This is a genomic window from Spirosoma endophyticum (assembly GCF_900112365.1).
Taxonomy (GTDB): Bacteria; Bacteroidota; Bacteroidia; order Cytophagales; family Spirosomataceae; genus Spirosoma; species Spirosoma endophyticum.
Map to the genome: position 1 here is coordinate 1 of NZ_FOLQ01000042.1, position 22,607 is coordinate 22,607.

General features: G+C 45.7%; 21 protein-coding genes, 1 tRNA gene and 1 rRNA gene. 15 read left to right on the top strand and 8 right to left on the bottom strand.

The window, feature by feature from the left end; genetic code table 11:
* The first annotated feature begins 176 nt into the window (after positions 1-176).
* Positions 177-287 (top strand): 5S ribosomal RNA (gene rrf / locus BM202_RS34610).
* 129 nt (positions 288-416) lie between these two features.
* Here the strand turns inward: rrf and BM202_RS34615 are convergent.
* Positions 417-968: an LOG family protein gene (locus tag BM202_RS34615; protein ID WP_093834883.1), complete on the bottom strand. Its 552-nt coding sequence runs from the start codon at positions 966-968 to the stop codon at positions 417-419.
* A 39-nt stretch (positions 969-1,007) separates the two neighbouring features.
* The gene (locus BM202_RS34620; protein ID WP_093834885.1) at positions 1,008-2,366 is read right to left on the bottom strand and encodes a UDP-N-acetylmuramate--L-alanine ligase; all 1,359 of its coding nucleotides are present in this window, start codon (positions 2,364-2,366) and stop codon (positions 1,008-1,010) included.
* A 263-nt stretch (positions 2,367-2,629) separates the two neighbouring features.
* Between BM202_RS34620 and BM202_RS34625 the strand changes: the two genes are divergently transcribed.
* Complete coding sequence (locus BM202_RS34625; protein ID WP_093834918.1) at positions 2,630-4,111, top strand: type III PLP-dependent enzyme domain-containing protein; 1,482 nt, start codon at positions 2,630-2,632, stop codon at positions 4,109-4,111.
* Positions 4,112-4,412: 301 nt separating this feature from the next.
* Here the strand turns inward: BM202_RS34625 and BM202_RS34630 are convergent, their stop codons facing one another.
* Both BM202_RS34630 and BM202_RS34635 read right to left on the bottom strand, forming a co-directional pair.
* Positions 4,413-4,931: a D-glycero-alpha-D-manno-heptose-1,7-bisphosphate 7-phosphatase gene (locus BM202_RS34630; RefSeq protein ID WP_093834887.1), complete on the bottom strand. Its 519-nt coding sequence runs from the start codon at positions 4,929-4,931 to the stop codon at positions 4,413-4,415.
* A 134-nt stretch (positions 4,932-5,065) separates the two neighbouring features.
* A complete protein-coding gene (locus BM202_RS34635; protein ID WP_093834889.1) occupies positions 5,066-7,723 on the bottom strand; it encodes a valine--tRNA ligase in 2,658 nt (885 codons plus the stop codon).
* 162 nt (positions 7,724-7,885) lie between these two features.
* On the opposite strand from BM202_RS34635, the gene BM202_RS34640 reads away from it, so the two are divergent.
* The 7 genes from BM202_RS34640 (at position 7,886) to hisF (ending at position 12,283) form a co-directional block, all read left to right on the top strand.
* The gene (locus tag BM202_RS34640) at positions 7,886-8,812 is read left to right on the top strand and encodes a DUF72 domain-containing protein (RefSeq protein ID WP_093834891.1); all 927 of its coding nucleotides are present in this window, start codon (positions 7,886-7,888) and stop codon (positions 8,810-8,812) included.
* A 15-nt stretch (positions 8,813-8,827) separates the two neighbouring features.
* Positions 8,828-9,061 carry a DUF433 domain-containing protein gene (locus BM202_RS34645; RefSeq protein WP_093834893.1) on the top strand — a complete coding sequence of 78 codons (234 nt, stop codon included), beginning with the start codon at positions 8,828-8,830 and terminating at the stop codon, positions 9,059-9,061.
* A 112-nt stretch (positions 9,062-9,173) separates the two neighbouring features.
* Positions 9,174-9,413 carry a hypothetical protein gene (locus BM202_RS39265; protein WP_394333825.1) on the top strand — a complete coding sequence of 80 codons (240 nt, stop codon included), beginning with the start codon at positions 9,174-9,176 and terminating at the stop codon, positions 9,411-9,413.
* A 227-nt stretch (positions 9,414-9,640) separates the two neighbouring features.
* A complete protein-coding gene (gene hisH, locus BM202_RS34650) occupies positions 9,641-10,228 on the top strand; it encodes an imidazole glycerol phosphate synthase subunit HisH (RefSeq protein ID WP_093834895.1) in 588 nt (195 codons plus the stop codon).
* A gap of 103 nt (positions 10,229-10,331) precedes the next feature.
* On the top strand, positions 10,332-11,051 hold the full coding sequence (gene hisA, locus BM202_RS34655; protein ID WP_093834897.1) for a 1-(5-phosphoribosyl)-5-[(5-phosphoribosylamino)methylideneamino]imidazole-4-carboxamide isomerase: 720 nt from the start codon (positions 10,332-10,334) through the stop codon (positions 11,049-11,051).
* A gap of 6 nt (positions 11,052-11,057) precedes the next feature.
* Positions 11,058-11,480 (top strand): GNAT family N-acetyltransferase, encoded by a 423-nt coding sequence (locus tag BM202_RS34660; protein ID WP_093834899.1) that lies wholly within the window; start codon positions 11,058-11,060, stop codon positions 11,478-11,480.
* Positions 11,480-12,283 carry an imidazole glycerol phosphate synthase subunit HisF gene (gene hisF, locus BM202_RS34665; RefSeq protein WP_093834901.1) on the top strand — a complete coding sequence of 268 codons (804 nt, stop codon included), beginning with the start codon at positions 11,480-11,482 and terminating at the stop codon, positions 12,281-12,283. Before BM202_RS34660 ends, hisF begins: the two co-directional genes overlap by 1 nt.
* Positions 12,284-12,350: 67 nt before the next feature.
* On the opposite strand, the gene BM202_RS34670 is transcribed toward hisF, so the two are convergent.
* A complete protein-coding gene (locus BM202_RS34670) occupies positions 12,351-13,253 on the bottom strand; it encodes a porin family protein (protein ID WP_093834903.1) in 903 nt (300 codons plus the stop codon).
* 39 nt (positions 13,254-13,292) lie between these two features.
* On the opposite strand from BM202_RS34670, the gene gldB reads away from it, so the two are divergent.
* From gldB to BM202_RS34690, 4 genes are all read left to right on the top strand, one after another.
* Positions 13,293-14,273, top strand: a complete 981-nt coding sequence (gene gldB, locus BM202_RS34675; RefSeq protein ID WP_093834905.1) for a gliding motility lipoprotein GldB — start codon at positions 13,293-13,295, stop codon at positions 14,271-14,273.
* Positions 14,274-14,306: 33 nt separating this feature from the next.
* The gene (locus BM202_RS34680) at positions 14,307-16,112 is read left to right on the top strand and encodes an ABC transporter ATP-binding protein (protein ID WP_093834920.1); all 1,806 of its coding nucleotides are present in this window, start codon (positions 14,307-14,309) and stop codon (positions 16,110-16,112) included.
* Between the two features lie 74 nt (positions 16,113-16,186).
* On the top strand, positions 16,187-16,603 hold the full coding sequence (locus BM202_RS34685) for a Fur family transcriptional regulator (RefSeq protein ID WP_093834907.1): 417 nt from the start codon (positions 16,187-16,189) through the stop codon (positions 16,601-16,603).
* Positions 16,604-16,697: 94 nt separating this feature from the next.
* Positions 16,698-18,512 carry a MutS-related protein gene (locus BM202_RS34690; protein WP_093834910.1) on the top strand — a complete coding sequence of 605 codons (1,815 nt, stop codon included), beginning with the start codon at positions 16,698-16,700 and terminating at the stop codon, positions 18,510-18,512.
* Here BM202_RS34690 and BM202_RS34695 read toward each other — a convergent pair.
* Together BM202_RS34695 and BM202_RS34700 are read right to left on the bottom strand one after the other, a co-directional pair.
* Positions 18,503-19,411, bottom strand: a complete 909-nt coding sequence (locus tag BM202_RS34695; protein ID WP_093834912.1) for a DUF2279 domain-containing protein — start codon at positions 19,409-19,411, stop codon at positions 18,503-18,505. The genes BM202_RS34690 and BM202_RS34695 overlap by 10 nt on opposite strands.
* 354 nt (positions 19,412-19,765) lie before the next feature.
* A tRNA-Phe gene (locus BM202_RS34700) sits at positions 19,766-19,841 on the bottom strand.
* Positions 19,842-19,967: 126 nt separating this feature from the next.
* Between BM202_RS34700 and BM202_RS34705 the strand changes: the two genes are divergently transcribed.
* Together BM202_RS34705 and BM202_RS34710 are read left to right on the top strand one after the other, a co-directional pair.
* Positions 19,968-21,344 carry a 4Fe-4S dicluster domain-containing protein gene (locus BM202_RS34705; protein WP_093834914.1) on the top strand — a complete coding sequence of 459 codons (1,377 nt, stop codon included), beginning with the start codon at positions 19,968-19,970 and terminating at the stop codon, positions 21,342-21,344.
* 94 nt (positions 21,345-21,438) lie between these two features.
* The gene (locus BM202_RS34710) at positions 21,439-22,239 is read left to right on the top strand and encodes a (Fe-S)-binding protein (protein WP_093834916.1); all 801 of its coding nucleotides are present in this window, start codon (positions 21,439-21,441) and stop codon (positions 22,237-22,239) included.
* A gap of 65 nt (positions 22,240-22,304) precedes the next feature.
* Here the strand turns inward: BM202_RS34710 and BM202_RS34715 are convergent.
* Positions 22,305-22,607, bottom strand: a 303-nt coding sequence (locus BM202_RS34715) for a transposase (RefSeq protein WP_177236751.1), incomplete at its 5' end; no start/stop codon positions are given.

Below are 22,607 nucleotides of genomic sequence, written 5' to 3' on the forward strand. Positions count from 1 at the left end.
CTAATGGCCCCGGACGTGTGTTGAGTAGATAGTTTTACAGGATCGATACCTGGACGAAGATAGTAAGCACAAGGGCCGGCAAGGCTCAGGGTCTCTCTCTGTAGGAAAAAAGACAAAAGGCTTTTTGGTCCGCCCCCGGGTAGCTGGGTTGGCAGGATCAAGCAAGAGTCCATTAGGTTGGTGCTGGTAAGGCGGGTGGTCACCTCTTCCATTTCGCACAGAGCCGTTAAGCCCCGTACTGCCGATGGTACTGCTGTCACAAGCGGGAGAGTAGGAAGGTGCCACCTAGGGAAATAAGTCAAAACGCCGTGTTCTAGCTAGAACACGGCGTTTTGCGTTTTAGATATTTCTAATAGAAACGGATATCCACAATATAGCCACTTGTTCTTGTTAGAAATTAAATGATAAGCAATACGTCATATATTCTCCCAGAAATCGCTTATCATCTTTAGAGCCTCATCTACAGATTCTGCAACGAGTAGTAGGTTACGATTCTCGGTCTTAAGAAAACCGTCATCTACCATACGATCAAGTTGTTGAAGCATTAGGTCATAATAGCCGTTTGTGTTAATGATCGCAATAGGGCCATCGTAAAGTTTGAGCTGGCGCCAGGCTAAAATTTCGAATAACTCATCCATAGTTCCGTAACCGCCAGGCAAGGTAATTACACCCTTAGCCAATTGCACCATTTTGAATTTTCGTTCATGCATAGTCTCGACAAAATGCAGTTCTGTCAGTGTGGCGTGTGCGACTTCAAGATCCGCCAGGAAGTTAGGAATTACGCCTGTTACTTCACCTCCATTCTGCAATACAGCATTCGCTACGTTACCCATGAGTCCAAAGCCCCCTCCACCATAAATAAGTCGGATATTAAGAGCGGCCATTTTTTCGCCAAGCTCAACAGCTACTTTATTATAAATTGGGTTAACACCTAGACTTGATGCGCAGTAAACAACAATACTATTCATAGTTGACTCTCTTGTTGATATGATTTTTTAGGCTGTAGCCTATTGAATTAACTCCTTTGACACTTCATTCAAGTTCAACCCACTAAATGTACCTGAACTCATCAGTAGGAATACTTGGTCTGAATTACGCTTTTGAAGAAGGTAAGCCGTTAAATCCTCAGTGTTAGTGAGTATCTGCAAATTAGGTTTATCGAAAGCTTCAGCTATATCTTCTACTGAAATTGACATGTTTTGAATCGTCTTAGCATCAAAATATACAACGGCTTCATCAGCGGCCTCTAAAGTGCCTCTGTACTGATCTAGAAAGACTTTATTCAAACTACTTAACGTATAGAGTTCTAAAACTGCCAGTAACTTTCGGTCAAGATATTGACGCTTGACAGCTTCAGTAGTTGCTTCGACTTTAGCGGGTGAATGAGCAAAATCACGATATAGGATTCGCAAACCGTTTTCTGCTACCTTTTCCAACCGTTGTGCCACACCCTTAAATGATGTAATTGCTTCATAGAACTGGTCTTCTGTGACTCCAATTCGATTGCAAACAGTCAGGGCACCAGATACATTCTTCATATTATGGTCACCGAAAATTTGTAATGGTAGCTTGTGGCCTTGCTTCGTAATAAGATACGTCTGGCCGTTGACTATTTCGCTGGGATGAGCCACGTATGGAATTTTGGTAATGTCAGGACGATCTTTCTGGCCAATTACGTCAAGCATATCGTCCGATTCATCGAAAATCAAAATTCCTGCTTTGGGCATCGCTTCAGCGAGTGATTCAAACTGGTCAACGTATTGGTCCCAAGTTGGATAAATATTGATATGGTCCCAGGCAATGCCACTTATAAGAGCAATATGAGGTTGATAATGCAGAAACTTCGGTCGGGCATCAATTGGAGAAGAGGCATATTCATCACCTTCAATAATAATGACAGGTGCATCTGGCGTTAATTTAACTGTTGCGTCAAATCCGTCAATTTCATCCCCAATCCAGTAATCAAACAGCCGCTTATGATACGCCATGACATGCAAAATCATGGCTGTAATGGTTGTTTTACCGTGACTTCCTGCAATAACTACCCGTTGTTTCTGCTGACTTTGTTGATAAATAAATTCAGGATAAGAATAAATCGGAAGCCCTAGCTCCAGCGCTTTGATCAGCTCAGGATTGTCTTTATGAGCATGCATTCCAACAATAATACCATCTAAATCAGTGGTAATTTTCTCTGGAAACCAGCCTAATTCGTCAGGGAGTAAACTATGCTGCTTTAATCGCGTCCGCGATGGTTCATAGATTTGATTATCTGAGCCTGTAATAATGTAACCTTGATGTTGTAGAGCCAAAGCAAGATTGTGCATGGCACTGCCGCCAACAGAAATGAAATGAATAGCCTGGGGCATGCGATAAAAGTAGTCAGTGTCGGAAGCAAAAGTACGGCTTCTTTTTGGTTTGCCTGATGAACTTGAATCTGCTAATAACGTAGCGTATTTCGGTATTATTAATTTTTAGAACTTTCCGAATCAAAGCCCTTGCTTTTTCGTTGACTATTTTGCGAATGCATTTCATTTGCAAACCCCAATTTCCGGGGTCAAATTCGCATCTGTTTTTTTTAGAACCACAACCGCACCAGCGGACTGCCCCATTTTATGCGTCGAACGTAGGGATGAAGACATACTATGATCTGATTGACCAGACGTTTGAGTTCCCGACACGGGAGTTCAATGTCGAGAAAAACGAACTGATGTTCAATAATGTCCCACTGATGGACATTGTCAAACAATACGGTACGCCTTTGAAGCTGACGTATTTACCGAAAATAACCGAGCATATTGAACATGCTAAGTTGCTGTTCAGGAATGCAATGAAGCGGTATAATTATAAGGGAAATTATACGTACTGCTACTGCACAAAGTCATCTCATTTTCGGTTTGTGCTTGAAGAAGTACTGAAAAATAACGTTCACCTCGAAACATCCTCGGCCTACGATATTCAAATTGTGCGGGAACTGCACAAAATGGATCGTGTTTCGAAGCAAACCTATATCATTGCAAACGGCTACAAACGGCCTCTCTACACCCAGTACCTCAGCGAAATGATCAATGAGGGGTTCAATGTAATCCCTGTGCTTGATAATCTAAAGGAAATCGAGGCTTATGAGAATACCATAACGGCCGACACGGTCAACTTTGGTATTCGGATTGCTACGGATGAAGAGCCGAACTTCGCCTTTTATACATCGCGGTTGGGCATTCGTTATAGTGATGTGAATGAATTGTACCGGAGCAAAATTCAGCCGAATGAGAAATTTAAGCTCAAAATGCTGCATTTCTTCATCAATACGGGCATCAAAGACAGTGCGTATTACTGGAGCGAATTGAGCCGGTTCATGTACAAATACTGTGAATTGCGTAAAATTTGTCCTGACCTCGATTCGATTGATATTGGTGGAGGCATGCCGATACAGACGTCGTTCCAGTTTACGTACGACTATCAGGCCATGATCGACCAGATTGTGGAAAGCATCCAATGGATTTGTAATAAGAGCAACGTACCGGTTCCACATATCTTCACCGAGTTTGGATCGTATACGGTTGGCGAAAGTGGCGCGGTAATATATAAAGTTATCGATCAGAAGTTGCAAAATGACAAGGAGTTGTGGTATATGATCGACGGATCGTTCATTACGCAACTGCCCGATTCCTGGGGCTTGGGCCAAAAATATATTATGCTTTCAGTCAACAACTGGGATAACCCCTATCAAAAGGTGAACCTCGGCGGCCTGACCTGCGACTCACATGATTTCTATAATACAGAAGCGCACAGTGCGGATCTTTACCTGCCGATTTTTGATCAGGAGGCCGAAGATCAGTACATAGGTCTATTTCACACTGGGGCATATCAGGAATCGTTGGGTGGATATGGGGGCATTCAACACTGTTTGATTCCAGCTCCGCAACACGTCATTGTTGACAAAGATGAAGAAGGTAATCTTCGGACTCGCTTATTTGCACCTGAACAAAATAGTGAAGTAATGCTCAAAATTTTGGGCTATGGTGGTGCCGAACCCGGCATGACTGAACTAGAGGCAACTGAAGCGGCTGAGGAGCGCGAGGAAGAAGCAGAGTTGGTAAAAGAAGAGAATTGACCGTTCCCTAAGCAGATGAATTTATTCGTCTGCTTAGTTGAAAAATATACGCTCATAAGAACTATATTCGTTTATCAATCTGGGGGTTAAGAACGCATAAGGAAAATACTTGCATGAAAAAACTACTGATTTCAGGAGCTGTACTGGCAACATTATCGCTCGGGTCGTGTGCGCGGAAGGCAAATTGCCCGGCATATGGCAGCGTACAGAAACCCGCTTCGACGCACGTACGGGCATAAGAATTGATTTTTAGTCAATAAAATACCACTAACTTTCATGAAAGTTAGTGGTATTTTATTGACTAGGCATAACGCAGTACAAATCGGGAAGCTTCCAGTAAACTTGTCACACAGCCATCATGCTCATCCGAAGGCTGTGGTTCGTGAGTGATACGTACTGTGCGGACGCCAACGCGTCGGCCTGCCTGCATATCACGCAGGGCATCGCCAATCATCCAGGATTCATTTGGTTTAATATCATATTTGGCTATTGCCTTTTCGAGCAGCAACGAACCAGGCTTGCGCGTAAGTGACTCTGTGTCGTATTTGGGGTGATGCGGACAATAATAAATAGCATCGATAAGCTGACCGCATCGCTCCTGTAAGTAGTTGTAACAGGCCATTACATCATCTCGGGTATAAAGCCCTTTTGCGATACCAGCCTGATTGGTAATGACAATCAGTAAATAGCCTGCTTCTTTAAATAAACGCAAGGCTTCCGGTACACCGTCGGGAATGATAAAATCCTCCACCCGATAGACGTAATCCGTTCGGTCTTCATTCAAAACACCGTCGCGGTCCAGAAAAATGCACTTGTTCATTGGCGCTAGGCTTTGTTTACAAAGCAATAATGCAATTATTTGATCAAATAATTGCATTATTGCTTTGTAAATTATTTATATTTTCTTCTGAGTGGTAACGTAGTACACTCAAAATGAGGTACCTGATAGGAAAATTAAGCGCCCAAATCTACCAGCCTTTGATTCAAAGCCTGAATTTTGGCCTCAGCATCAGCAAGTTTTTGACGTTCTCGATCAACGATATCTGCTTTGGCGTTGGCAACGAATTTCTCATTAGAAAGCTTTTTAAGTGTTGAATCGCGAAATCCGATATTATAGTCCAATTCCTTACGGGTATTGGCGATCTCCTGCTCAAGGTCAATTTCTCCAGCGATGTTAACGAAGAATTCGTCGCTTTTTATCAGGAATGGAATACCGGCGGCCTTTTCACCAACGTAGTCAATTGCTGAGACATTAGCCATTTTTTGCAGTAACGTTTCGAGCTTTTGAAACTGGTCGGGCGACGCCGTTTTGATTGCTAACGGCAAGGATACTTTTGGGGAAATCTGCTTGGCGTTCCGAATATTCCGCACATTGGAAATAACCTCAAACAGCGTTTCGAAGTCCGTTAGAATCTGCGCGTCGATAACATCAGCTTTTGGAAAAGGCGCAATGCAAATACTTTCGCCAGGTTGCCGGTCACGAATGTCTTGCCAGATTTCTTCGGTGATGAACGGCATGAACGGATGGGCCAAGCTCATAAGCCGTTCGAAGAAATTAATAGTAGCCTCGTAGGTAATACGATCAATGGGTTGTGACGTACCGTTTTCCGTATCGAACGGAGGTTTGATCAATTCGAGGTATTGAGAACAGAAATCATCCCAGATCAGCTTATAAACGGCTTGTAAGGCATCGGAAATACGAAACTTGCTGAAGTCATCTTCGATCTGAATTAACGTAGCATTAAGTTTCGATTCAAACCAACGTATTGGTAATGATGCCTCTGGAGACGTACTACTTTGCGTTTCTGCATTGACAACCGTCCAGCCTTTTACCAAGCGGAAGGCATTCCAGATTTTGTTGCTGAAATTCCGCCCTTGCTCAACCAGTTTTTCATCGAACATCAAATCGTTACCTGCTGCCGAACTAAACAGCATCCCCGTGCGAACGCCGTCGGCTCCATACTGATCAATGAGATCGAGCGGATCGGGCGAATTGCCAAGCTGTTTCGACATTTTACGCCCCAGCTTATCACGGACAATCCCGGTTAAATACACATTTTTGAATGGTGCTTCACCCCGATATTCATAACCAGCTATGATCATGCGGGCTACCCAGAAAAACAGAATTTCAGGCGCCGTAACAAGGTCATTGGTCGGATAGTAATAATTGATGTCAGCATTGGCCGGGTCTTTTATCCCGTCAAAAACCGACATCGGCCAGAGCCAGGACGAGAACCACGTATCGAGTACGTCTTCGTCCTGCGTTAGATCGGCTTCGGTCATAGCAAACAGCAGTTTTTCGTGCTGTACTTTCTCTAAGGCCTCGTGTTTGTTTTTCGCTACGATAATGGTGCCATCCTGCATATAAAACGCCGGAATCTGCTGGCCCCACCAGAGCTGACGACTGATACACCAATCATGAACGTTCTCCATCCAGGAACGATACATATTCTTGAACTTGGGTGGAACAAGCTGGATCGTATCGTTCATTACGTTCGTCAAGGCTGGCTTGGACAATTCGTCCATTTTCAGGAACCACTGCAACGACAGTTTTGGCTCGATAACCGCTCCTGTTCGCTCAGAAGTGCCAACGTTCGATTTGTAATCTTCCGTTTTGACCAGATTGCCTGACTCTTCCAATAATTTGATGATGGCTTTACGCGCAGCAAACCGGTCCATACCGACCAGAATCTGGGCTTTCTCGTTCAACGTACCATCGTCGTTCAGAATGTCCAGTACGGGCAGGTTATGCGTAATGCCTAGAGCATAGTCATTCGGGTCGTGAGCAGGTGTAACTTTTAAGCCACCCGTTCCAAAATCCATCGTTACGTAGTTGTCCGTAATAATAGGAATCTCGCGGTTAATGAGTGGGATGAGCGCTTTCTTTCCCTGCAGATGGGTAAACCGTTCGTCATTCGGATTAACTGCTATGGCTGCATCAGCCATGATCGTCTCTGGACGAACGGTGGCAATAGTGATGTACTCCTGCCCGTTGCTCCCAGCAATTTCATAGCGGATATAAACCAGCTTCTGCTGAATTTCTTTGGTTATAACTTCCTCATCCGACACGGCAGTACGTCCCTGCGGGTCCCAATTGACCATACGGACGCCCCGGTAAATCTGGCCTTTGTTATAGAGGTCAACGAATACGTCGATAACCGAGTCGTGTAAAGCTGGTTCCATCGTAAAACGGGTCCGATTCCAATCGCAGGAAGCACCGAGTTTGCGAAGCTGCTGGAGGATGATACCACCATATTTATGGGTCCATTCCCAGGCATATTCCAGAAATTCCTCACGCGTGAGGTCTTTTTTGCTGATGCCTCGCTCTTTGAGCATGGCTACTACTTTGGCTTCGGTTGCAATACTGGCATGATCAGTCCCGGGTACCCAGCAGGCATTCTTGCCCTCCATACGGGCTTTCCTGACCAATACGTCCTGAATCGTATTGTTAAGCATGTGTCCCATGTGCAACACTCCCGTTACGTTCGGTGGCGGGATAACGATCGTATAAGGCTCTCGGTCGTCGGGGGTGGATTTGAAAAATTGATTATCAAGCCAGTATTGATACCATTTTTCTTCAATTTCCTGGGGGGCGTATGTCTTTGAAATCATAACTCAGTTGAAATCCTGTCTTTTTCTGCTGTCCTCAATAGCCAGTAGCGCAAAAACCATTCTGGAGATTACAGATAAAAAGCAAAATTAGCTAAATTGGGTAGGGCGAAAAAACGAAAGCCTGTCTTTGGCAGTTTTACGTTTACACTTCATCAGAACTCCATGGAATTCGGAAAAATATATAACCTCGATGCCGTTAATTTCGTGCTACCTCCGGGTTCGGCGTTTAACGCTCGAATTTGGGCCGGTGTTGAAGCGACGCATCGCAGCGCAAGCTGTCAGCCCAGGGTATTTATCGGCGGACCGATCTGGGCGAATAAAGATTATGTTGGCAAGGTGTATCCGGCCCACGCCAAGGAGCGCGATTTTCTGCACTATTACACCCGGCAATTCAATACCATCGAATTGAATCTGACGCATTATCAGATCCCAACGTCAGGGATGATAGAAAAGTGGAAAGCTGAAGCCACGGAAGGCTTCACCTATTGCCCCAAATTTCCGCAAATTATCAGCCACGAACGGCACCTGATCGCTACGGAAGGACTAACGGAGGAGTTTGTGAACGCAGTCCTGAATCTGGAAGAGTTTCTGGGAATGACCTTTCTACAACTTCCACCAACATTTGGCCCCGATAAGTGGCCCGTGTTAGAAACGTACCTTAAAAACCTGCCTGATGAACTGGACGTAGCGGTTGAATTTCGACACGCCGACTGGTTTAGTAAAGCCACATTCTGGCAACAAACACTTGAACGACTTTACCATCTTCGCCGACATGTTGTCATCACGGACGTAGCGGGTCGCCGTGACGTACTGCATATGGGTTTGAGTAGCCCTGTTCTAACGCTACGATTCATTGCTAACGAAGGTCATCCAACCGATTATACCCGAACCGATGCCTGGATACAACGCCTGAAAACCTGGTTCGACAAAGGGCTACAAACGGCTTATTTATTCGTTCACGGTGGGGGTGAAAATGATACCGCACCCGAACTAATTTTATACTGGATTCGCGAAATGAACAAGCATTGCGGCCTGAACCTTCGTGAACCGGTCCTACAGCCTAAAGTAGTGCAGGGGAGTTTGTTTTGATTTATATTGCAGCATATGAACTATAGAGAACGGGTTGTTTCTGATCATCAGACAATGCTGGGTAAACCAGTTATAAAAGGTACCCGCATTACGGTCGAGTTAGTTTTGCGAAAGTTGTCAGAAGGGGCTACAACGCAGGACTTGCTTATAATGTATCCACATTTGCAGGAAATAGATGTACTAGCCGCATTGATGTACGCATCTGATGTACTGGCTAATGAGGAGATTATCATGGCAAAGGCAGCATGATTATCGCTGACGAAAATATTGATCATAGTCTGATTACAACTATTCGTGAGCTAGGTATTGAAGTTTACTCCGTTTATGAATCTAATCGAGGAATTCGTGATGAAGCTCTGTCATAGAGTCATCTCGTAATCCACCAAGAATCATTCTAACTGAAGACAAGGATTTTGGTGAATGGGTGTTTGCTCATAATGTGAAAGATATTAGTGTTTTGTTTCTTCGGTATTATTTCAAAGAAACTGAAGCTATGCGTCACGTTTTGATCAAATTATTAACGGAGCGACTTACAGAATTGGCTGGTTGTTTTACAACCCTAACGATTCAAAAAATTAGAATTCGTCGTATTGATTTATGATTGATAGCCTGTCTTACAGCCTAAGGTGGTGCAGGGGAGTTTGTTTTGATTTACAGGACTAAGCGTTTACCTTTGCTTTATGATTTTACAAGTACCAAACCATCGGCATCACCATTCTGGGCGGTAACGCAGCAGAACGAGATGCTCGTGTTTGTGAGTTCGGTGAGATAATCCTGATTACACAATATACAAAGCCCGGTTCTGCTAAAGAGCTGGGCTTTTACTTTATGAAAACTGTCATTATTAAATACAACGCTGGGAACGTACAATCGGTTATGTATGCCCTGGAGCGATTGGGAGCCAGCTATCTGCTTACGGACGATGAATCCGAAATTCGTTCGGCCGATAAAGTCATCTTCCCCGGCGTAGGAGAGGCCAGCACCGCCATGGCTTACCTGCGCGAACGGGGTTTGGACAAACTGATTCCATCGTTGAAGCAGCCCGTGTTAGGTACCTGCGTCGGGATGCAGCTTATGTGTCGTTATTCGGAAGAAAACGACACTACGTGCATGGGTATTTTTGATATTGATGTTCGACGATTTCCTAACGAATCCGGATTTAAAGTGCCTCATACGGGCTGGAACAATATTCATTCGCTATGTGGTCCGCTCACAGATGGATTAGTTGAAAACGCCTACATGTATTTTGTTCACAGTTATGCAGCCGATGTTTGCCCTGAAACTATAGCCGTTTGCGATTACGTCCGACCATTCAGCGCCATGTTGCACCGGGATAATTTCTATGCAGCCCAGTTCCACGCTGAGATTAGTGGAAATGAGGGCCAGCGAATACTGGAGAATTTTTTGAAACTATAATTTAAACACGGAGAGCAGGGAGTTTAACACAGAGAACACAGATTCTTTGTGCGCTCTGTGAATCCTCCGTTTACTCTGTCGGTCCGCCGTAGCGGTTTAGAAAATGCATATCATCCCCGCGATTGACCTTATTGATGGGAAGGCTGTTCGCCTGACCCAGGGCGATTATCGCCAGAAGAAAGAGTATAACGCCCGACCGCTGGAAGTTGCCCAGCAGTTTGAGGATGCAGGCCTGACGCGCCTGCATTTGGTGGATCTTGACGGTGCTAAAGAAAAGCGCGTTATAAACTGGAAGGTGCTGGAGCTGATCGCATCGAAAACAAATATGCACGTTGATTTCGGTGGTGGCGTTCAGTCTGATGAGGATCTACAAATAGCGTTCGAATGTGGCGCTAAGCAGGTTACGGGCGGAAGCATTGCCGTAAAAGATCCTGATCTGATGGAGCGGTGGCTTTCCCGCTACGGATCAGCTAAGATTATTCTGGGAGCCGATGCCAAAAATGAGAAAATTGCCGTCAGCGGCTGGGAAGAAGGTACCGATGTATGGATTTACGACTTTCTGGAAAAATGGGTCGACAAAGGCATCAAATACGTAATCAGTACCGACGTAGCAAAAGATGGTTTGTTAGAGGGCCCGTCTTTTGATCTATACCGCAATATGCAGGATCAGTTTCCCAAACTAGATATTATTGCCAGTGGTGGTGTAAGCAACATGTCTGACATTGAAACCTTGGCTGATATGGACATTTTTGGCGTCATTGTTGGCAAAGCGATTTACGAAGGACGAGTGACACTGAAGGAATTAAGACAGTTTACTGAATAATATACGATGAACGAAGCGTATACCATAAGCACCGATAAATCGAAACTTGATATAGATGTGATTCACCGATATCTGAGTCAGGAAGCGTACTGGTGTTTAAATATCCCACTCGATATTGTGCAGCGATCGATTGAAAATTCAGCCTGCTTTGGTGTTTATCAGGGCGATAACCAGGCTGGTTTCGCACGCGTCATCACTGATTTTGCTACGTTCGGCTACTTGGCTGATGTCTTTATTTTGCCCGAACATCGGGGCCTTGGCTTGTCGAAACAACTTATGACGTTTATCATAGCTTATCCACCGTTACAGAGGTTACGGCGGATCATGCTGGTTACGCGGGATGCCCACGGCTTGTATGAGCAATTCGGCTTTCAACCCATTGATAGTCCTGAAAATACTATGTTTATTAAAGCCTTTACTTCCTACTGATGCTTACGAAACGTATCATTCCCTGCCTCGACATCAAAGACGGGCGTACCGTAAAAGGGACTAATTTTATTAACCTCCGCGACGCTGGTGACCCGGTTGCCCTCGCTGCCATCTATGCCGAACAAGGTGCTGATGAACTGGTTTTTCTGGATATTACGGCTACCGTTGATGAGCGTAAAACGTTGATTGAGCTGGTACGTAACGTAGCGCATACCATCAACATCCCCTTTACTGTCGGTGGGGGTATTTCGTCCGTAGCCGACGTATCAGCGTTATTGAATGCGGGTGCTGACAAGATTTCGATCAACTCGTCGGCCGTTCGTAATCCTGCTTTAATCGATGAGCTGGCGTTAGAGTTTGGAAGTCAGTGTATTGTCGTGGCCATTGATACACGCTGGATTGGTGTGGAGCAAGCGCTAACCACCACGCCCCATGCACCGAGCCCTATGCCCTACGCTCATATCGTACACACGCATGGCGGGCGTAAACCCACGGAACTGCGTACAATTGCCTGGGCAAAGGAAGTTGAGAATCGTGGAGCGGGTGAAATTCTGCTGACATCAATGGATACCGACGGAACAAAAGCCGGTTTTGCGCTTGAATTGACGGCGCATATTTCGGGTGCGGCCAACATTCCGGTTATTGCGTCCGGTGGAGCAGGCACCATGAATCACTTTGTAGACGTATTCACAGTGGGAAAAGCCGACGCTGGTCTGGCTGCAAGTATTTTCCACTTTAAGGAAATTGAGATTCCCGACCTGAAAGGGTATTTGCGCGAGAAAGGAATAGAAATGCGGATCTGAGGTTTGTGGGGAGGGCGGAAGCCGACTTATTTTAAGAATATGGACTTCTGCCCACCCTACAAAAAGCTTAGAACTTAAATCCTACTTCCAGCGACACAACCCGGTTTTTGGAAACTAGCTGGCTACCACGCGCTACGTTGATTAAACCACGCTGATAACTCATTCCAATGTTGATTGCATTTGTCTGATTGATTTTATACTGAACCCCCGTACCAAGTAGCAACTCAATATCCCCAAAACCGTACTGACGCCGATCTCCTCCGCTGTCAGCGGTATAAAGACCGTTTCGTGCCTGATCCAGGGCTTTCTCAGCTAACTTAAGACTTAATAAGCCACCTGTTTGAAGATACAACCGCATGTTGGGTGCGATGTTGTTGGCAAATAGTTTCACCGTTGCCGGAATTTGCAGATACTGTAAATTATAGATAGATTCTTTTTCAGGGGCGCTTGGGTCCCACCGACTTTGACCAAATGAGCCAGGCATTTGAAAACCTGACCGTTTGATCGTGTACCAAAGTCCAGTGCTAAACGCGTAGCGATCTTTAAAGAAAAAGTAATCCAGCGTAGGGCCAACGCTCATACGGAGTCCAACGCCATTATCGCGAAAGCCTGAGTAATTGCCCGTACCGGCGGCCGTGTTAATGTCGAGCGAAGGCGCAAACCGAATACCCATTTCGATGAGGTGACTCGGGCGAATATAATCGGGTCCGGAGCCGTCGTATGAACCATCGTTGGTAGGCGTAGTCGTCTGCTGGTTACGTTTGCGACGGCGCTTGCGGTCATCATCGTAATCCCGGCGATTTTTATCCTGACCGTCGTAATTATCCCCTAGAATTTTGCGGAATCGTTTCTCGGTTTCACTTGATTCTTTAGTACGTAACCGGTAGAGGGCGGGTGAGGTTGACTGCGCCCAACCGTAGTATACCGTTAGCACAACCAAAATCAGTCCTATGCCTGCAACTTTTTTCATATTTTTGCACGTTTTCTATATTGAAAACTCGTGATTTTCATGCGGATACAGTCGGCCATAGTAGGCCTTTTTTGTTTTTTTCTGCTGGTTTCGTGCGCCAAACCCGATGACCTGACCTTTTTTCGACTTGACCAGCAACTTTTTTCCAGCAAATCGCCCGACAGTGTTAAGGCTTTGCTGAATCGGAACCCAGCAATAGCTCAATTGTACTTTAACGCGAATGGAGCCGGAAATGATACAGCACTTGTCCAGGAATTGACCAACCGGATCAACAATCCTGCTTTGAACGAATTACAAGCTCAGGTTGAGACTGAATTCGGTGATATGACCGACCTGAAAAAGCAATTAGCCGAAGCTTTTACAAATATTAAAAAAGATTTTCCTGACTTTCGCTCGCCCAAAGTAGCTACCGTCGTGACGGGCTTTCTGGGTCCAGATTTAGTCGTTACGGATAGCCTGATCGTAATAGGTCTCGATTACTTTGCTGGGCCAAAAGCGAAGTACCGCCCTCAGGGACCAGATTATCCACAATACATTTTGCGTCGATACCAAAAGGAATATATTGTTCCTACCATTGTCTTTGCTATTTCTGATAAATACAATGCGACAAACCGTGCCGATCAAACGATGCTGGCTGATATGGTCTATTATGGGAAAGGGTACGTATTTACGAAAACGATGCTCCCCGATATTGGCGATAGTCTGGTTATCGGCTACTCAGACAAGCAACTGACTCAAACGTTTAATGCTCAAGATGTTGTTTGGGCGCATTTTATTGATAATCAGTTGTTATATCAGACGAACTCCGCTATAAAACAGCGATATTTGAATGAGCGGCCTTTTACTGCCGAAATAGGACAGGCTTGCCCTGGTGCCATTGGGCGCTGGGTCGGCTGGCGAATTGTGGGTCGGTATCACGATGAACACGGTGATGTTTCCATTGCAGACTTAATGCATAATGCCGACGCCCGGCAGATTTTTGAACAATCTGGGTATAAAGGACAAAAAGATAATCTGTAATAACCAATACGTTGGTCGTTGCAAAAAATGAAAATGGCAAAACAAGGACAAAGTTTTGGTGAGGAAGCCAAAGAAGAAAATAAAAAGAAGTTTACGCGGGACGGTGTAAAAAAAGCGCTGAGCATATTTCGGTTCGTGAAACCTTATCGGCTTCAATATATAATCGGATTCGTTTTTCTGATCCTGTCGACTGGTACAACCATGAGTTTTGGGTTGCTGATTGGGCAGATCACCAGCGTTATTCAGGGTAAATCGGCCTTTTCATTGAATCAGGTAACGCTGTTTTTTGTGGGCGTACTGATAGCTCAGGCTCTTTTCTCCTTCTTTCGCATTTATTTCTTTTCGCAGGTGAGCGAGCGAGCCATGGCCGATGTGCGCCGGGCAACCTATGCTAAGATTATTACGTTGCCCATTTCCTTTTTTGAGCAACGTCGGGTGGGGGAGTTAACCAGCCGAATCTCGTCAGACGTATCGCAGTTGCAGAGCGTATTTACATTGACGTTGGCTGAATTATTTCGTCAAATCGCTACGTTGATTATTGGCACGGGCATTATTCTTTACGTTTCCTGGAAACTGACGCTCTTTATGCTGGCTACGTTTCCCGTGATGATTATTTCCGCCTTATTTTTTGGACGGTTTATTCGTAAACTATCCAAGCAGGTACAGGATTTGCTGGCACAGGCGAATGTTGTCGTGGAAGAAACGTTGCAATCCGTACACGTAGTGAAAGCGTTTACAAATGAGAATCTGGAGATAAACCGATACGGATCTGCTTTGCAACGCGTTGTCAATATGGCGTTACGGGCTGCTAAGTACCGGGGCATATTTGTCTCGTTTGTGATTTTTACCCTCTTTGGTGGCATTATCGGCGTTGTTTGGTATGGCGGCTCGTTGGTATTAAACAACGAAATGCCTTTTGCTGACCTGCTCACATTTCTGGTCTATACTACGTTCATTGGAGGCTCTGTGGCAGGTATGGGCGATGTCTATTCGCAACTTGCGCAAACATTGGGTGCATCAGAGCGGATTCTGGAAATTCTCGCAGAGCCATCCGAAGTAAAAGCCAATGAAGAACTGCCGCTGTTTATACCCGTTCAGGGACGCGTTCTATTCAACGGTGTGCGGTTTTCTTACCCGGCTCGTCCCGATATTGAAGTGCTGAAAGGTATCTCGATCGACGTACCAGCCGGTCGAAAGGTTGCCTTGGTTGGTCAGAGTGGAGCCGGTAAATCGACAATTGTGCAGTTGTTGATGCGCTACTATCCCATTGCCGGTGGTCATATTACGATAGATGGCCGCGAGTTGGATAGCTTTAATATTACTGAACTTCGAAAGAATATTGCTATTGTTCCTCAGGAAGTCATGCTGTTTGGCGGAACAATTCTGGAAAATATTCAATACGGCAAACCCGGTGCTACGGAAGCGGAAGTGCGTGAAGCGGCCCGTAAGGCCAATGCGTTGCAATTTATTGAATCGTTCCCCGAAGGCTTACAAACGATCGTGGGCGAACGGGGCATCAAGTTATCGGGTGGTCAACGGCAACGTATCGCCATCGCCCGCGCTATTCTGAAAGATCCGGCGATTCTGATTCTGGATGAAGCAACCAGCTCGCTCGATGCCGAATCGGAGCGATTGGTACAGGAAGCGCTGGACCTGCTGATGCAAAACCGTACGACCATCATTATTGCCCACCGATTGGCAACCATTCGTAAAGTCGATACCATTTATGTAATACGTGAAGGGCAGATTGCGGAGTCGGGTACGCACGATGAACTGGCTATGCAGGAAGACGGCATTTACGCAAATCTGGTTAAATTGCAATTTGAAACCATCGAATAAAAAGAGTCGTTAGTAAATAGTCGTTGGTCGTTTTTAGCTACTAATCACTATTGACTGACGACCAACGACTGATCATGACTTCGGCTTCTAAAACCCTGAAAGACTTTAATCTCCGGCACACTAATGGCCGTGAGGAAGTGCTGGATTTGTTTCTAAACGCTGGTCATGCACTGGCGCACAATGATGTCGAAAACGGCCTTGGTCCTGACCACGATCGAGTGACGATCTATCGGACGCTACGTACGTTTTTGGATAAAGGTCTCCTTCACAAAGTCCTTGATGACGAGGGAGGAACAAAATATGCGCTCTGCCGGGAAACCTGCTCGAATGGTCACCATCACCATGATCATGTTCATTTTAAGTGCGAAAACTGCGGCCAAACGACCTGCTTAGATCACGTCAATATTCCAGTCGTGGTATTACCAGAAGGGTACAACCGTAAAGAAATGAATCTTCTGATTCAGGGCATTTGCCAGGGTTGTAATAAGTAAGTCACGTACTGGCATTCTGATCCAAACAGCCTGCTCAAAAAGCATATATAGCTGTCGGCAGTGGCAACACTGCCGACTTTTTTATACCTGTAGCATGAACCCCGAAACCACCTTCCCTGAACGTCAACAGCAATTTCTTCAAGCCGAACAAATCGCACAACGCCGGTATAATCAATTAGCCTTTTTTCGCCTTATCTGGTTTGTGGTGAGTGCTGTTGCTGTTTGGCTACTTATTCGGCTCGATCAGCAACTGGTTGCGATAGTAACCTTGCTGATTGGTATGATTGGTTTTCTAATTTTACTGAAGAAACATCAAACTGTTCGTCGTGAACGTGATTTGAACCACCAGTTAGTGTTTATTAATCAGGACGAAGCCGCTCGGCTCAAGCGTCAATATTTACGCGCCGAAATGGGCGATCAATTTGTCAGCCCAACGCATTATTACTCGGGTGATTTGGACGTATTTGGTAAGCACTCGCTCTTCCGATTGCTTAACCGAACACACACGCAGGCGGGTCAAAACAGACTGGCTTCCTGGTTGAAATCGCCAACAGCCCCAGATGCTATCCGACTTCGACAGGAAGCGGCCGCCGAATTGAATCCGCAGCTTGATTGGCGGCAACAATTCGAAGCCTTGGCTTATATGGAAGAAACAATTAGTCGCTCGCCAGATGCATTAGTGAAATGGGCAACTGCCGAGATTATTCCCTTGCCTGGCTACCTTTCTATCGTCCGGTTTATATTTCCAGCCATCACCTTCAGCTTGTTTGTGGCTTGGCTGCTTGGCTACGTTCCGGGTTCGTCAGTCCTATTGGGCTTAGCGGTGCATGGTTTAGTGCTGAGTCAGACGTCGGCGCGTGCCAAAGAAGTTAGTGACCAAACATTCGAAATTTCGGCCGCGCTACGTGCCTTTCGCGCCTTGTTTGAGCATGCTGGTAATGTACAAGGCAATGCCGTTCGCATAAATGCCATCAAGCAGGCATTGACGTCAAATGGCGACTCTGCATCAACTGCCATTGGTCAGCTTGCCCGGTTAACAGAAGGCTTGAATTATCGGCGCAATCCCTACTTCTTTCTTCTTTTTGGAATTGCTACGTTGTGGGATGTTCATTACCTGTTTCAACTTGAGCGTTGGCGGCAAACCCATGGCCCTACGTTGAGTCGTTGGTTTGAGGCACTTGGCGAGCTGGAAGCCCTCAATAGCCTGGCTGGTTTTGCCTATGCGCATCCTGGCTATGCTACCCCCGACATCGTTGACATTGGCGATAAATTGACGTTAGACATTACCGCAGCCGCTCATCCGTTATTGCCACAGGATCGCAGCGTCGCCAACTCATTGAAACTAGCAGGCTCTGGTCAAACCATATTGATTACGGGATCGAATATGTCTGGTAAAAGTACATTTCTGCGCACCGTAGGCGCCAATGTAGTGTTAGCGCTTGCTGGAGCCGTTGTAAGCGCCCAACGATTTTGGTGTTCACCTGTACGTGTGTTTACGAGTATGCGTACCCAGGACTCGCTCGAAGAAAGTACCTCGTCGTTCTACGCTGAGCTTAAACGGCTTCAAACACTCATCGGTTTATCGAAGCAATCAGATACGATTCCTGTATTATATTTTCTGGATGAAATCCTCAAGGGCACCAATTCTGCCGATCGGCACAGAGGGGCAGAAGCGCTCATTCGCCAATTGCATCAGACTACCGCTTCAGGATTTGTTTCAACCCATGATCTTGAACTGGGTCAACTTACCGATGCTGACGGATTTGTTCGAAATTTTCACTTTCAGTCGGATCTCCACAACGGTGAACTGATTTTTGATTACAAGCTCCGTAATGGAATTTGCAAGAGTTTTAATGCCAGCCAATTAATGCAAGCCATTGGCATAGAAATAAATATGCTTCAGAAATAAAGCCAGTGCCAGCGTAGCGTTGGCCCCAGTTGTAGGGTCGGTGCTGGAATCTTAATGTATTTAAGAAGGCCTAAAATTGCTTTAGCGGTAGTGCTACGTGGTTTTAGTAATTTAACCAGGTTAATGTCGGGGGCAACGTACCATTCATGACGTCCACCTAACCCATCGTGATTAATACTCCAGGTTTCAGCCTCCAAGCCAAGTCCAATCGATAGTTGCAGCCAATCAGGCCAGGCACTTTTCCAGGATTTTCCACCAAAATGTTCGGGCGAAAATGAAAACCAGTACGTTTGATTGATGTAGTCGTCGATAGAAAATCGTTGCGCTGGAATACCCCGTTCGTTGAAGTATTTTGGCGTTTGTTGCCAATAGCTGAGTTTCCATTGGGCATCGCGCAAAAAGCCTGAATGGTGCTGGGCCATTGGCCAGAAACCACCCAATGTGCCTGCTGCTACGTCGCGCCAACTGAACCCATAGGTAGGTGAATAGGCATCTTTCAATTCGATGCCTAGCTCCACAAAGGTGGCTGATCCCAAAGCCAGCCATTCAGCTTTTCGTTCCGACAAACCCGCCCAACGGAAAGCTGTATAATAAGCTTCCGATACAAAAATGCCACCTGTCAGGTGGGCGATTTTGTCCAGCCCGCTGGCATAGGTCAAATCTCGACCTTCATCGAAGTGAAAAGCCACGCCTTTGCCATTCCACCATGTCCGTTTCAGATAGGAATAAGAGGCTCCTATTGTCACAAGTGACGTAGCACCCACAGCCCATAATCGACCGGCCTTTGGTTGAGTAGGCTGCACTATCAGATGAGCAAGGCTATCCGATTGACTCGGTAAGGAGTCGACAGTTATGTTATAAGACAGAAAACAAAAGGCAAGCAGAGTATTGATTCCCATGAGTGGTTTATGACTCACGATCCTTCGAGAAGTTACATAAGTTAGGTCTTTTGGTATGTTCACCACCAACCAAAGGATGACTTGATTGAACAGCCATATTAAATACGACGTTTTGTAAATCGCTAGAGCTGAAACTCATACGGCAGTATTGTACTTTTTGTCTGTTCTAAATCCAAAACAACTCTCCAGAGACTTGTTAGAATTAGGGAAATCGGTATCTTTGTCAACAGAAAAACAGTATGCAAGCATACTGTTTTTCTGTTGTTTGCTCCGGACTTGCTTACTTAATGTCAATAAGTTGATTGACAGAAGGCATAAAAAAAGCCTTTCCGATTGGAAAGGCTTACGTTAAGGTGGTGGTGATGGACGGAATCGAACCGCCGACACAAGGATTTTCAGTCCTTTGCTCTACCAACTGAGCTACATCACCGAAACGTGGGTGCAAAAGTACGTAATGGATTGCCTTTTGCAACATATTGATCAGAAATATTTTTAATGACGTACCGTTGTCTGTATCAAATTGTTGATTATCAGACTAAAAAAGTGCCTTGAACAAATGGAGATTTTTCAGCAAATTTTATTTAGTGCGGCTTTGGCTGTAACAATTTGGTACATAGTCAAACGTATTAAGCTCATTGCCCGAGCAATAAATCTTGGTCGGCCAGAGAATCGATTTGATCATGCCGATGAGCGCTTGAAGACGATGTTACTCGTAGCGTTTGGGCAGAAGAAGATGTTCACGAATCTGCTAGTGGGCGTAATGCACTTCGTTATATATGCAGGATTCATCATCATCAACCTCGAAATTCTGGAGATCATTCTGGACGGTATTTTAGGTACTCACCGCCTATTTGCGCCATACATTACACCTGCTTATCCCGTTCTGATTGATGTATTTGAGGTGTTGGCTTTTGGCGTACTAGTTGTTTGTGTCGTGTTTTTGTGTCGCCGATTTATCACGAAAGTGCCTCGTTTTCAGCAGGAGCGTCATCGTGAAATGACGCGCTGGCCCCGCACGGATGCTGCCATCATTCTGACTGCCGAAATCCTGCTTATGATCGCCTTTCTGACCTGGAATGCCTCCGACAGTGTTTTACGCGATCGGGGCGTTGGACATTACGGGGAGCTACGAGGTATCGTACCTGATTTTTTAATCAGTCAGTTCCTGAAACCACTCTTTACAAATTTCAGTGATACGTCCTTGATAGCTTATGAGCGCATTGCCTGGTGGTTACATATTCTGGGTATTCTGGTGTTTGCCATCTACGTAACCTACTCGAAACACCTGCACATTGCACTGGGCTTTCCAAACGTCTATTTTTCGGATCTGCAACCAAAAGGTGAGATGCAGAACATGCCTGAAATAACGAAAGAGGTTCAGTTGGCTTTAGGCTTGCCTGTTACTACGGAAGATGACGGCTCACAAGCGAACGATAACGGTGACCAACCCGCTGAAGTTGGCCGATTTGGCGCCAAAGATGTGCAGGATTTGAAGTGGATTAACCTTATGAATGCCTATAGCTGCACCGAGTGCGGACGGTGTACAGCAGCTTGCCCGGCTAACATTACAGGAAAGAAGTTGTCGCCCCGCAAAATCATGATGGACACTCGTGATCGGCTCGAAGAAATTCAGCAGGGCTGGAAAGTGAATGGGAATGAGTATCGCGACGACAAATCGTTACTGAACGATTACATTACAGCTGAAGAACTCAATGCCTGTACAACCTGTCAGGCATGCGTAAATGCCTGTCCAATTAACATCAATCCACTGGATATTATTCTGCAGCTACGTCGGTATCGGGTCATGGAAGAGTCGCAGGCACCTGCTTCCTGGAACGCGATGTTCAGTAATATTGAAAATAATATGGCTCCCTGGAAATTCTCCCCAAGTGATCGTTTTAACTGGGCCGACCAGGTTAATGAAGTTAAGTAAGGTTTATGGTTTAGGGATTTGGTGGCTGGCGCATCAGCAGTTCGTGTCAGCCACCAAATCCCTAAACCATAAACCTTGAACCGAGTATCAAATTATGACAACAGAAAAAACGTATAAAGTCCCAACGATGGCCGATATGGCGGCATCGGGCGAAGAACCTGAGATATTGTTTTGGGTTGGCTGCGCTGGCTCATTCGATGATCGCTACAAACGCGTAACTATTGCCTTCGTTCGTATACTTAATCACGTTGGCATTAAGTTCGCCGTACTTGGGCCGGAGGAGGCTTGTACCGGCGACCCGGCGCGTCGGGCGGGGAACGAGTTTTTGTTCCAGATGCAGGCGATGTCGAATATTCAGGTGTTGAATGGCTATAACGTTAAGAAAATCGTAACAGCCTGCCCGCATTGCTTCAATACACTTAAGAATGAGTATCCCGAATTAGGGGGTAATTATGAAGTGATTCATCACTCTCAATTTTTGCAGGGTCTCATAAACGAGGGTCGCGTTCGTGTTAAGGACGGTCAGTCGTTTAAAGGCCGCCGTATTACGTTCCATGACTCCTGCTATCTGGGTCGCGCCAATAAAATATATGAGGCACCACGCGAGGTGCTGGCTGCCTTAGATGCCGATCTTGTCGAAATGAAACGCGTCCGGGCAAACGGACTGTGTTGTGGTGCAGGTGGCGGCCAGTACTTTAAGGAGCCAGAGCCAGGTAAAAAAGATGTAAATGTCGAACGTGTTGAAGAAGCGCTTAGCACGGGTGCCGATACAATTGCGGTCGCCTGTCCATTTTGTATGACAATGATGTCTGATGGTGTTAAAAATAAGAATCGTGAAGAGTCAGTACGTGTCTTCGACATTTCGGAACTCATCGCGCAAGGGCAGGGGTTATAAAAGAGTCAATAGTGGTCAGTCGATAGTCTGTAATAGCAATTTACTAAATACTAAGTAATCCTCGCTTATTGGTTTGCATTAAAAGCACTGAAGTTGATGCTTAACTTTCCACCCACATTCGTCAAACAGCGATTCAGGGCATAGGCTAAATCATCATTAGTCAAATAATCCTCGGGCCTCAACCACCCCCCTTTCAGATGTCGCCATAAGGTTTCGGCAAGGTTGAGATGGGGACAGTAGACAGGCAGGAAAAACAAATATAGCCCTCTGGCTTCCCAAATCGGCCGCATCATTTGGATGTAGCCCGCTGTGTGAATCCGGGCATTGTCCAACACAACCACCGTCGAGCGATGAATCAACAACGAAAG